13 protein-coding genes are annotated in these 11,852 nt (G+C 57.0%); 7 read left to right on the top strand and 6 right to left on the bottom strand.

The window, feature by feature from the left end; genetic code table 11:
- Positions 1–19: 19 nt before the first annotated feature.
- Positions 20–439, top strand: a complete 420-nt coding sequence (locus O9H32_RS05485; protein ID WP_269864863.1) for a DUF1885 family protein — start codon at positions 20–22, stop codon at positions 437–439.
- Between the two features lie 210 nt (positions 440–649).
- On the opposite strand, the gene O9H32_RS05480 is transcribed toward O9H32_RS05485, so the two are convergent.
- Complete coding sequence (locus O9H32_RS05480; RefSeq protein WP_269864862.1) at positions 650–943, bottom strand: DUF1292 domain-containing protein; 294 nt, start codon at positions 941–943, stop codon at positions 650–652.
- 103 nt (positions 944–1,046) lie between these two features.
- Positions 1,047–1,661, bottom strand: coding sequence for a stalk domain-containing protein (locus O9H32_RS05475; protein WP_269864861.1), 615 nt, complete (start codon positions 1,659–1,661; stop codon positions 1,047–1,049).
- A gap of 389 nt (positions 1,662–2,050) precedes the next feature.
- Here O9H32_RS05475 and O9H32_RS05470 point away from each other — a divergent pair, with 389 nt between their 5' ends.
- From O9H32_RS05470 to O9H32_RS05450, 5 genes are all read left to right on the top strand, one after another.
- On the top strand, positions 2,051–2,791 hold the full coding sequence (locus tag O9H32_RS05470; protein ID WP_269864860.1) for an MBL fold metallo-hydrolase: 741 nt from the start codon (positions 2,051–2,053) through the stop codon (positions 2,789–2,791).
- A 297-nt stretch (positions 2,792–3,088) separates the two neighbouring features.
- A complete protein-coding gene (rocF, locus tag O9H32_RS05465) occupies positions 3,089–4,000 on the top strand; it encodes an arginase (RefSeq protein WP_269864859.1) in 912 nt (303 codons plus the stop codon).
- Positions 4,001–4,114: 114 nt separating this feature from the next.
- Positions 4,115–4,348 carry a DUF3892 domain-containing protein gene (locus tag O9H32_RS05460; RefSeq protein ID WP_269864858.1) on the top strand — a complete coding sequence of 78 codons (234 nt, stop codon included), beginning with the start codon at positions 4,115–4,117 and terminating at the stop codon, positions 4,346–4,348.
- A gap of 312 nt (positions 4,349–4,660) precedes the next feature.
- Positions 4,661–6,364: a methyl-accepting chemotaxis protein gene (locus tag O9H32_RS05455; RefSeq protein WP_269864857.1), complete on the top strand. Its 1,704-nt coding sequence runs from the start codon at positions 4,661–4,663 to the stop codon at positions 6,362–6,364.
- 265 nt (positions 6,365–6,629) lie between these two features.
- Positions 6,630–8,270, top strand: a complete 1,641-nt coding sequence (locus O9H32_RS05450) for a sensor histidine kinase (protein ID WP_269864856.1) — start codon at positions 6,630–6,632, stop codon at positions 8,268–8,270.
- Here the strand turns inward: O9H32_RS05450 and O9H32_RS05445 are convergent.
- Entirely contained in the window at positions 8,239–8,820 is a 582-nt protein-coding gene (locus tag O9H32_RS05445; RefSeq protein WP_319946922.1) for a divergent PAP2 family protein, read from the bottom strand. The two genes, O9H32_RS05450 and O9H32_RS05445, sit on opposite strands and share 32 nt — an antisense overlap.
- Positions 8,821–8,837: 17 nt before the next feature.
- A complete protein-coding gene (gene mobA, locus O9H32_RS05440; protein ID WP_269864855.1) occupies positions 8,838–9,464 on the bottom strand; it encodes a molybdenum cofactor guanylyltransferase in 627 nt (208 codons plus the stop codon).
- Positions 9,465–9,670: 206 nt separating this feature from the next.
- On the opposite strand from mobA, the gene O9H32_RS05435 reads away from it, so the two are divergent.
- Positions 9,671–10,393 carry a Crp/Fnr family transcriptional regulator gene (locus O9H32_RS05435; RefSeq protein WP_269864854.1) on the top strand — a complete coding sequence of 241 codons (723 nt, stop codon included), beginning with the start codon at positions 9,671–9,673 and terminating at the stop codon, positions 10,391–10,393.
- Positions 10,394–10,433: 40 nt separating this feature from the next.
- On the opposite strand, the gene O9H32_RS05430 is transcribed toward O9H32_RS05435, so the two are convergent.
- Both O9H32_RS05430 and O9H32_RS05425 read right to left on the bottom strand, forming a co-directional pair.
- Positions 10,434–10,733, bottom strand: coding sequence for a DUF1811 family protein (locus tag O9H32_RS05430; RefSeq protein ID WP_269864853.1), 300 nt, complete (start codon positions 10,731–10,733; stop codon positions 10,434–10,436).
- 6 nt (positions 10,734–10,739) lie between these two features.
- Positions 10,740–11,783, bottom strand: coding sequence for a phosphotransferase (locus tag O9H32_RS05425; RefSeq protein ID WP_269864852.1), 1,044 nt, complete (start codon positions 11,781–11,783; stop codon positions 10,740–10,742).
- Positions 11,784–11,852: the final 69 nt, after the last annotated feature.

Raw genomic sequence — 11,852 nt, 5'->3', positions numbered from 1 at the left:
ATAGGCAGGTGCATTGATCATGGCGCAAAGCGCATACATCAAATTCGTTGACGGTTCCGCACGCTCCACCCTCACGCTCGATGAACTGAAGGCCCAGCTCCTCCATTACAAGGATCAGCTTGCCCAGACCGGCCGGCAGCTCGGTTGGGACTATGACGACGCCGGCTTCCCTTATACGATCGAGACCAAACCGGAGAGCGGGAACGTCTGGTTCTATCTCAAAGGCACGAATCCGCTGTACAAATATATCGTCATGGGGATCGGTTCCGAGACGGACGGAGAGACCGAACGTCACTTCTTACAGGTCGTGCTGCCCGATGACGCCACACACGGAGACAAGTCGAAGGGCAATGAATTCTGCAAATACTTCGGCCGGCTGTGGAAAGCGGAGCTGCATCTGTTCAACGGCCGCACGATGTACTTCAATCCCCGCAAATAACCGCAGCGGTTCAACGCCAGCCGGATACCAGGGCCTTGCTGCTGGTCCGGCCGGCGTGTGCTAGACATACCCTGACCGGGCTTTTTGCTGCTTCTGCCGGAGTGGAGCCCCATCTTGCCGACGGCCCCCTTGCCCCTCATTGAATCGCGCGCGAAAAACCCTTCCCGTCACGGAATGCGTGAACAAGAAGGGTCTGGCAGACCATATCAGTTAGGGCTGGTCTTGCTCTTCTACAATCTCATTGTAGATAGCAACAACGCGATCCCATTCTTCTTCGTCTTCAATGCTTGCCAAGAAAGCTTCACCGTCTTCTTCCTCGATGCGGAAGATGACTCCGTCTGCCTCCACGTCATTGCGATCAAGAAGGACCGCATAAGCACGGTCATTCGCTTCGAAGGTATATACCATCACCATCTCATGCTCAACGCCGTCTTGGTCGGTTACGATAAAAATATCATCTTCATGATCATGGTCGCAGGAAGCGTCATGGATGTGATCGCTCATGGAGAAAACCTCATTTCGTCATAAATTGAATGCTTCCCCCGTATCGTACCATGCGCCCTCCGCCCAAGTCAATGAGGACGGGGCCTGCGGCGGATTCCAGCCATTATTCCGAAGCGATCGTCTTCTCCGAAACGACGGTATAAGCCCCGCCCGCCTCGGTTTGGATCGAGAACTTCACTTTGTAGCCGCCGGCTTCAGTAAAGGCTACATCGAACGGCCACGTGTACCAGAAACTCTCACGCTGGCCCTCCACCGGCTTCTCATGAACTTGAACCTCCTCGCCGCTCGGGGATACGATCGAAAGCTTGAACGACGTAATCGGGGTCGTCAGCGAATCCACCTGCGCCACGACCGCGAAGTCCAGGCTGTCGCCCTTCTTCACCTTGCCGAACGGCTGCTCGATGGAATAGTCGTTGCTTACCTTCTTCGCCACGAACATATGCACGTTCGGTTTGTACACCGACACCGTCTTATTGGCGTCATCCCATTTCACCAGCGCCTGCAGCTTGTCGGAGAGGACGCGGACCGGGAACACCGTACTTCCTTTAATCAGAAAAGCGGGCGCTTCGTTGTCCCCGAAGGACTGCTCCGCATTATTAATTAACACCTTGGCTTTCGAGAAGCCTTCGTAATCGCCCCATAAGGAGCTGGCCACTGCCCCCGCCGTCCCGAAGAGGGATAACGACAGCACCAGCGTCAGCAAGCGCGGCACTTTCATTTCGAGCAACCTCCATTGTCTTTGGCATATCTGCTAGGTTATACTCCGGTTCCCCGCAAGAGTTGCGCGTATTCTTAAGAATTTTGTTAAAAAAGTTGCGCCTCTCTCTACATCTAGTAGCTGGGGTGCGAGTTCCGCCAGAGATACAACAAAATATGGAAAGCTCGTGTGCTCCGGCCAGGGAAATCCACTAGAGTCAGCTGCGAATGACGAACCATGTCGAATAATACGTTTTCCCGGGAAATGTCCGGACCGCCCCGCTCGTTATCCTTGCCCAGATGTGGTACATTTCTTGTTGTCTCGCCGCGGTTCGCACGGTAAGATGACAAGTAAGATTGCAAGGAAGAGGAAGAGCCCCCCTAGCCCTCTATAGATCGGAGGAAACCCATGTGAGTCTAACCATCCGGATGATCGGAACGGGAAGCGCTTTTGCCAAAAGATATTACAATAACAATGCCATCCTGGACACCAGCGGCGGCCGCCTTCTCATCGATTGCGGCGTTACCGCTCCGCATGCGCTTCACGAGCTTGGCATCTCGATGAATACCCTGGATGCGGTGCTGATTACCCACATCCATGCGGATCATATCGGGGGACTGGAAGAACTCGCTTTCCAGCTGCTCTATATCCACAAACGCAGGATCAAACTGCTCATCGCCGACAGCTTGGCCGACATCCTGTGGACCCATTCCCTGCGAGGCGGACTCGAGAACCGGGAGGACGGGCTCGCCGGGCTTCAGGATTATTTCGACGTCGTTCCTTTGGCGGAAGGTGTTCCTTACGTGCCGTTCGAAGGGTTGACTCTGAAGCTGCTGCGGACCGCCCATATCCCGAACAAGGCCAGCTATTCGCTTGTGCTTAACGACTCCGTGTTCTTCAGTGCCGATGCGCGCTTCGATGCCGGGCTGCTGCTGTCGCTTGAAGCACAGGGGATCCGCCATTTTCTTCACGACTGCCAGCTCTTCTCTCCCGGCACCGTCCATGCTTCTTTGGACGAGCTCCTCACCCTGCCGGAAGCGCTGCAGATGAGAATGTTCCTAATGCATTACGGGGACAACATGCCTTCTTTTATCGGCCGCACCGGCCGCATGGCCTTCATGGAGCAGGGACGGTCCTATACGTTCGATTAACCGCGGAAGTAGACCCGGCCTCTCCCGCTTCGTCCCGCCAGCCCGCTTCGCATGAACCGGGCTTCTTTGGCGTGCCCTGCCTCCGCATAATATAACATGCAGCGTCAGATTATAATGCGGCTCACGGGACAGCTTATGAAGCTTTCCGCCCCCCGGGCGCCTCTTCTTCACCCAAAAGAGTCTCTTTCGGCAGACAACCCGAATACACTGAAGTATCGGGCCAACGAAGCGAACGTCCGGATGCAGGGTGCTTCTTCGCCGCCCGGAGTCCATCAAGCTGACAGGAGGTCATGATTCATGAGCGCAGTAAAGGATATTTCTGTCCTCTGTGTCCCTTTCGATCTCGGTGCCGGACGCAAGGGCGTCCGCCTCGGGCCGCATGCGATCCTCCAGACGGGACTCGAACGCCGGCTTCGCGGGCTCGGCCTCCAGGTCGAGGTGCTCCAGCCGTTCCCGGTCCCCCCCTCCGGGGGAGATGCGCCCGCTGCGGGGCCCGGATCGCTGAACCACCTGGATGAAGTCGCGGGCATGAACGAGTCGCTGGCCGAAGCCGTCTGGGGTATTCTCTCCCGCGGAAGGTTTCCGCTTGTGCTCGGCGGGGACCACAGCGTCGCCATCGGCACTCTCGCCGGTCTCACTTCGCACCTGCACAGTCCCGGCGTGATCTGGTTCGATGCGCATTCCGACCTGAATACGGCGCAGAGCAGCCCTTCCGGCAACATTCACGGGATGTCCCTCTCCGCTGCTCTGGGCCTGGGGCATGACCGGCTTGTGAAGATCGGCGGCGTCAGTCCGAAGATCAATCCCCAGCATACGGTAATCATCGGCGCCAGGTCGCTCGATCCCGGAGAGAAGGAGCTGATCCGCTCGCTCGGCATCCGCTGCTTCACGATGCATGAGATCGATCGGCTCGGGATCTCGCGGGTGACCGAAGAAGCCATACGTATCGCCGGCACAGGGACGGACGGCATTCATGTCTCCTTCGATATCGACAGCCTGGACCCGGCCGAAGCCCCCGGCACCGGCACCCCCGTACGCGGGGGGCTGAGCTACCGCGAAGCGCACTGCGCGCTCGAGATGCTGCACGAATCCCTGCTTGTGCGGTCTGCCGAATTCGTCGAAGTGAATCCCCTGCTCGACACGGACAACAAGACAGCCCGGCTGGCAGCCGAATTGATCCTCTCCCTGATGGGACAGCGGATCTTATAGAAGCCTCCCGCTGGAGGTGCGGCCCCATCCCCTGCATCCCCTGTCTGCTTTCCTGCTTTTCCGGATAAATCCGCCGCTTCCTGTGCATCCTAGTCCAACAGGAGGCGATTCTTAATGAATACCCAGAGAGAACAAGTAGTTGCCGTACGCAAGAATGGCGACGGCGACATCGTTGAGCTCAAGCTCTCCAGCGGCCAGGTGGTCGACTACTTGGAGGCCCAAGCGATGGCGAAGAACGGACAGATCGAGAATGTGAACGTATTCCGCGGCCGCGACGGCGACGAGCATCTGCGCTCGAATGCGGATGGAGACCCAAGCAACAATCTCGATAACCTGCCGGGATTCTAATACTACATCATGCACCGGCCCGCACGAGCAGCCCGAAAGGCATCCCCTTTCCGGCTGCTTTTTGGCTTGTCGCAAACCTTCCCTGCCGTTCGGCGCTGAGGTCTCCTTGGTTATTCGGCACTCCTTGACAGACATCCGGGAGGCTGTTCCTCCCAGGCCAATTACTCCCTGACTCCAGGCCTTCATCCGGCCTCCTCCACCGACGATATACATATTCGTGACTTGATGCGGCTTACTTCAGCAGCCGGATATCAAGAAAGAGCCAACCGGTGTTTTCGCCCTCATTCCAAACAAGACATCAGGAGGATTCAGATGAAGAACCTGAAAGTAAGCACGAAACTACTAACGATTACGGCCATGTCCGTACTGATCATTATTGGCGTCGGCGGATACGGCTACAAGACGACGGCCGATATGTCCCATGCTTCTTCTTCCATGTACGGCGATAACCTGCTGGCCGTCTCGGCCTTATCCCAGATCCGGATCAACAACCAGGCCATCGAATCGTCCCTGCTGGAACTTATGCTGACGCAGGACACAGCGAAGAACGATGAGCTCAGCAGCGATATCGGAGACCGGATAAAGAAGAATGCGGACTCGACAGCCCAGCTGGAGAACATGCTAAAGAACGACGAGCAGCGGAAGCTTCTCGAAGACTATAAGAGCCAGCTGCCAAAGTATATGGAATCGTCGACCAAAGTCTCCGATCTTGCCATGGAGAACCGCAATACGGAGGCCTATGCGATTTTCGCCCGGGAAACATCTTCGCTTCGCGAGCAGCTCAACAGTGTGCTGAGCAGCCTTACGACCGTACTGCAGAAGGATGCCGAAGCCAACAACATGCATACGATGGCAACGTCCAGCGTCGCTCAACGCATCAATCTGACCGTCATCATCCTTGCCACGATTCTGTTCCTTGCAGCCGGATTCTACATCTCCCGTCTGATCACCCGCCCCTTGCGTTCCATGCAGGAGCTGATGGCCCAAGCGGAGAGCGGCAACCTGACTGTGCAGGGCAGCTACGATTCCAAGGATGAGATCGGGCAGTTGACCCTCTCCTTCAATGCCATGGCCCGCGGGCTTCGGGATCTCGTTATGAAAATCAGCGATCAGGCGATGACGCTGTCCGCCTCTTCGGAGGAATTGACCGCGAGCAGCGAGCAGACCGTCCGTGCCTCGGAGCAGATCGCTGCAGCCACGAATCAAATGGCCGGCGGCTTCGACACGCAGGTACGTACCGTTCACATGGCATCCCAGTCCGTAGAAGCCATGGGCAGCAAATTCTCGGATATCGAACAGAACGGCTCCGAGATGACGCGTCTTGTAGGCACCGCCTCCGCCGCCACGGAACAAGGCGTGCATGCGGTAAGCTCCATTCTCCGCCAGATGGGCGAGATCGAGAGCAGCGTCTCGGAGACGCAGGAGAGGATCCTCAGCCTTGGCGAACGCACGGAACATATCGGCACGTTCGTTACGACGATCAATGAAATTGCCAGACAGACCAATCTGCTCGCGTTGAACGCTTCTATTGAAGCTTCGCGGGCCGGTGAAGCCGGACGAGGGTTTGCCGTGGTAGCCGAAGAGATCCGGAAGCTAGCCGACGCCACTTCCCAATCGTCCAAACAGATTGCAGACATCATCACCGGCGTACAGCAGGAGAGCCAGCAAGCGGTCGAATCCATGCACCGCGGTGCCGAGCGCGTCGAACAAGGCGTGAAGCAGAGCGGTGAGGTGTCTCACGCATTCCGTTCCATCGAAGAAGCAATCCGCCATGTGAGCGGCAAGGTGCTGGCCGTAGAAGCCGCTATCCGTTCGGCTGCAGCCGAATCCGCGAATATCACCGGTGCCATGGAACAAGTGAGCAGCGTGTCGGAGCAGGGTGCCGCCAGCATCCAGCAGACGACAGCCGCGAGCGAAGAGCAGCTCTCCACGATGGAAGAAGTCGCAAGTTCTGCCCGCTCCCTCGCCGGATTGGCCGAGGAGCTGCAGCACACGCTCTCCCGTTTCCACGTTTAATCTTTATTGCAGATTAGCTTGCGCCCCCTGCGTGCCTGACGGCACGCAGTTTTTTCGTTTTCCTCCCCCTTTTCCAACAAAAAAAGAAAGTGCTTGACAGGGAGATGCGGGCAGGAATTCGCCGCTCCGTACAGAACTTTTGAAGAACAAGGTACGGCCGCACAGACAACAAGAGAATTTTCCCACTCCCAATCAGCGGGCTGCGTACCAGCACGGTCCATCGACGCGTTCAAAGAAAACACAACACCGGGAGTTGGAGTACCAAATGAATGTAAACTGGATCTTCTTCATTTACACAGGTGCCGTCTGTCTGTCTTCTCTTTATTATCACCAATCGCCCCAACCCCTGCTGTTATTGCTCGCGGCGGCAGCCTATACCCTCTCTCTTCTGAAAACGCTGCCGAGTCTGCCGGAGCGGGCCCTGCAGTTGTCCCTGCTCGTCACCTTTCATTACTTCAGCGCATCAGGCTGGATCCTCATCCTGTATTACCTCCACATGAGCCTGCTCGCTTACCGGTTCCACCGGCTCTGGGTCGCTCTCCTGGTCAACAGCGGCCTCATCACGGCTTTCACCGCCATCACACTGATTCACAACCCCCCGGGAGGATATGATTCCGCCGTTCCTATCGTGTTTACCGCGGTCAGCTGCCTGCTGCTATCCTTTTTGTTCCGTACGTATGTCCACGACATCGAGAGGCAAAAACAGCGCCTGAGCAATGAGAAGAAGCATCTCAGCACCCATGACGCCCTCACCGGACTCTATAACTTCCAGGAATTCCACAAACAGCTCGAGCTCCTCGCAGGGGCTGGCCATCCGTTCATCCTCGTGCTCATCGACTGCAAAGACCTCAAATCCCTGAATACGACGAACGGCTTCCAAGGCGTTAACCGGATCTTGAAGCAGGCTGCCCAGCTGCTGCGCATCATGTTCCCCGACGCTTCCCTGATCTCCCGGTACGGCGGCGACGAATTCGCGCTGGTGGTACGGACGGAGGATGTCGAAGAGAGTCATCAGCGGATGACCCAGCTGCTCTCCTCCGAATTCCCGAGACTCGCGGCGATCGAGGTCAATTTCGGCATGGCCTGCTATCCGCAGGAAGGACGACACAAAGACGACCTGATTCTGGTCGCCGAACACAATCTGTATCTCATGAAACGGGACAGCTGGCTGAAGCGGGAGGAACATATGCTGCGAAGCGAGAAGCTTCGAGTCGTGGGAGAGCTGGCTTCGGGGATGGCCCATGAAATCCGCAATCCCTTAACGACGGTCAAAGGGTTCCTGCAGATCTCCAAAGCGGGGAATTACAACGTAGAACCGTGGTATGACCTGATTATGGACGAAATCAACCGTATGAGCATGCTCACGGCCGAATTCCTTCAATTCTCCCGGCCCCATGTCACGCAGTACAAAATCCAGTCCATTACCGGCTGTATCAACCGCATCATTCAACTTCTCGAATCGGAATCGACCCGGCTGGGCCACGAGATCCGTTTTGTCCATGGGGAAGACGAGCTCCACATGCTGATGGACCAGGACAAAATGCTGCAGCTGCTGCTCAATCTCGTGAAGAATGCTTACGAAGCGATGCCTGAGCAGGGCTTCGTCGATATTATACTCGGTGTCCGTGACGGGATGGCCGTCATCGAAATTGCAGACAACGGCAAAGGCATACCCGATACGGAACTCGATAAAATTTTCATTCCTTTTTATACGACCAAAGATTCGGGTACCGGGCTTGGCTTGTCGATCTGCCACAAAATTGTCCAGGACCATGAGGGTGTCATTGAAGTCGAAAGCGTACAGGGCCTTGGCACCAAGTTCACCATTACTCTCCCGCTGACCGAAGCGGAAGAACCGTCTTCCAGGCCTCTGATTACGACAAGCCGGCCAACGATTTCCGTATAATGCCGTTCCACAGCTCCGCCGCCTGCTGCAGAGGCTCATTGCGGCGTTCGGAAGCATAACTGAGCCAGCCTACAGCCATGCCGAGCAGGGCACCTCCGAGCACTTCTTCGGGCAGGTGCCCTAAGCGTTCTTCCAGTTCTTTCTTGGGCTCATCGCCCGGCTCCCGCAATGCGGGACTGCTCAGCTTGACCAGCGCTTCCCCGATCTCATTGACTTCCTCGGCGATCAGGCCGGCATGCCGGCGGATCCCCATCGCATCGTACATGACGATGAGACTGAGAATCGTCGACAATGCGAACGGAATGGAGGCAAAGCCCTTCTTCAGGCCCACATACGTAGCTAGTGATACGACTGCAGCGGAATGGGAGCTCGGCATCCCGCCCGTGCGGAACAACTCCTTCCAATCGAAGTAGCCCGCCTGGTGAATCTGCATCGGGATCTTCAGTGCCTGCGCGGCACCGATTCCGGCAATGGACGTCCATAACGCCCGGTTCATCGACATCACCTCGGCAATAGCATCGGAATCCCGGCCCGATTCTATCCCTTCCATCGTCTCCTAATCCGCCACTACTGTCTGGAAGCTCCGTCCTGTGCCAGTGCCCTCCAATATTCTTCGGCACGCCGCACCCTCAAGGCATAGCCCGGAGGGATGCCGGCTGCGGCAAGCTCCGTCTCCGCCATAGTCGATACCTGAAGTCTGGAGAGCAGCGTTTGCCAGTCAGGCCGGGATTGACCCTGGGCATCTTTCTGCAGCATTTCTTCGAGCACACTAAGGCAGCGAACCGAGAACACGCCGTGCAGGGCAGCCGCTTCTCCCTCCACCTCCGGCAGACAAGCGTGGCTTCCCTCCTCCCTCATTCGACCGAATAGACGGGAGGCAACCTCCGGCGACACGCAGGGCATATGAGCCCCCGTCACCCAAACCGCCTCATTCTGGGCCAAGGCTACGGCCGCATGCAGACCGCCCAAGGGTCCCCGGCTTTCATAATAATCGGAGAGAACCCGTACGCTTCTCGGGACATGCTCGAGATAGCGCCGCGGCTGGTCCGTGACCAGTATCAGTTCGCTGCAGCAGGACTCCATCGCTTTCAGCTGCTGATCTATCATGGTAGTCTCTCCGTACGGCAGCAGGCCGATCTCCATTCCCCTTAACCGCCGTACCTCGCCTCCAGCCAGGATCACGCCTGTCAGCATTCTGCCAATTCCCCCTCCGCAAGTTGAATTCTTACCCTCACTATACCGCCTTTGCCGTCCGCTGCCTGTTACAACAATCACAGCTGCTGCAGGAAATCTTCGCCGGACGTGATAACCGTCACATCAAGACGGGGGCTCTTGGGGTATCTTAAGAAGAAGAAAGACAGCATGGATGGACCAAGGGGATGCCGTAGGAGGGTGCGGATATGACAGATCACAAAAGCGGCGGAGCCGTACGCCATAAAGCGAACTCGGATTGCTTCTCGGATGAGAATCTGGACCGGCTCAAAGCGACGATGTATGAGATGAACGTAAAGGCCGGAGAGCACCTCTTCTGGGAGGGCGATCCGGCCGACAAGCTCTACTATATCAAAAGCGGCAGTGTGCGCATCACGAAGGATAACGGCGAAGGCAAACAGTTCATCCTCTATACGCATGGGGACGGCGATCTATTCGGGCAGCTTGACCCGTTCCAGGCCTCCCTGAACAGCTTCAACGCCGAAGCGCTCGAGAACTGCACGTTAGGCGCCATTCAGCAAAAGGATCTGGACACCCTCCTGTGGCAGCACGGGGATCTCGCCGTGGAATTCATGAAATGGATGGGGCTCATGCACCGGATGACCCAGACCAAATTCCGCGATCTTATGATGTTCGGCAAACCGGGGGCGCTCTGCTCCACCCTGATCCGGCTGTGCAATTCGTACGGAGAGCCCCAAGGCAGCCACATCCGGATCACCCGCAAGGTGACGAATACCGAGCTCGCCGAGATGATCGGATCCACCCGGGAGAGCGTGAACCGGATGCTCAGCGACCTCAAGAAAGCCGATGTCGTCACACTCGAGGGCGGATACACCATCGTCAAAAACATCGCATATCTGCGGGACATCTGCCAGTGCGAGAACTGTCCGTTGGAAATGTGCCGCATCTAAACCACGAGGGCTTTAAACTAAAGTTTTTTTCCGGCGCAGACTAGGGCCGGAGCGGGGTGAGCAGCGAGATCGGATAGCTCGCCTCTTCTTTGCCGTCCAAGGTTCCCCACGCCATGATTCCGTTAAGGTATACCACATGAAACGGCAGCTGCACATGCTCCACCTTGTAGATGCCCGGCGGAAAATCCGCTGGATCCAGGGTGTAAGACAGCGCTGCCGCATATTTGCTTTGAAGCACCGACTTTTGGCTTGGAAATTCAGCCCGATCCATGGCTTCCCGCAGCCCGGTCAGTTCATCTTGAAGCTCTTCCGGCGTCATTTGACTATATAATTTCTTCATGTCTTCTTACTCCTTTCGAATATAACGCTCCGCAATCGCCCCTAGACGAGGCCCTTGTTCGCCGATCAGGCGGCTGACTTTGGCGAAGCTCGTCAAATAATGCAGCGCGCGCTCTTCTCCCTCGACTCCTGCCAGATAGCGGCCGAGAAAATGCGGAACAAGAACCAGGCGGCGAAGCAGCATCAGCCGGGGCAGTGCCGCAATCTCCGCTGCAGTCAGCGCCGCAGCCCGGCCATAGCCCTTCAGGGCTTGCTCTGCCGCACGCCAGCAGCGCTCCTCTGCCTCCGGAACCGCCGGATCCAGCGACTCCGGCGGGAAGAGCTCGCTGAGCAGGACGGCGAGCTCCATCGCGCGCCAATCGGGCGTGACGAACTCGAAGTCGAGCACCGCGGAGATCCGCCCGCCGGAGGCCAGCATATTACCGTACACGATGTCGGAGTGGACCAGCTGCACGGGAAGCTGTCCCTGGAGCTCCGGCAGGTCGCGCTCCAGTTCCTGCAGCGCGGTCCGCACCTGATCCGCTTCCGCACTGAAGCCCCGGCCGGACATCTCCTCCAGCCACTCCCCTAACCGTTCCCGGGTAACGAGCGGATGTACATGGTAGATGTCATAATATGGCTCGTAAGCGGGAGGGGCCGCAATCTCCACCCCGCTTAGTGCGCCGACAAGCCGGCCTACCGTTTCCCCGGCCGATGCTGCCATCCCCGGTTCCTCCAAATTCGCCCGCTCCCCTTCCATATAACGAAAGAGTACGGCAAGCTTGCCGTCGTCCGCAGTCACCCAGGTTCCCCCCTCTTCAGAAGGGTACGGCTGAGGGATGCCAAAATTTAGTTCCGCCTTCCCCAGCGCCTCCAGCACCGCATGCTCGAAGGCTACTTTCTCGGGTTCCGCATGATTCTCATAGATTCGTAAGACGAACGTCTTCCCCTCCGCTTGTACGTATCGGGTCGTATTATTGATACCGCTCTCTTTTTCCTCGACAACCCACGACCCATTAGTAAAGTATTTGGCAAGAATCGAGCCCAGCCGATCCACCTGCTTGTTTTCCATGTCCCATTCCCTCGATTCATGTCACAATATGTAACAAAGTCAGGATCGTATTTTGCTAGAACTATTGTA

This window comes from Paenibacillus caseinilyticus, assembly GCF_027533645.1.
Lineage (GTDB): Bacteria > Bacillota > Bacilli > Paenibacillales > NBRC-103111 > Paenibacillus_G > Paenibacillus_G caseinilyticus.
This window is presented reverse-complemented; position numbering and strand designations above follow the sequence as displayed.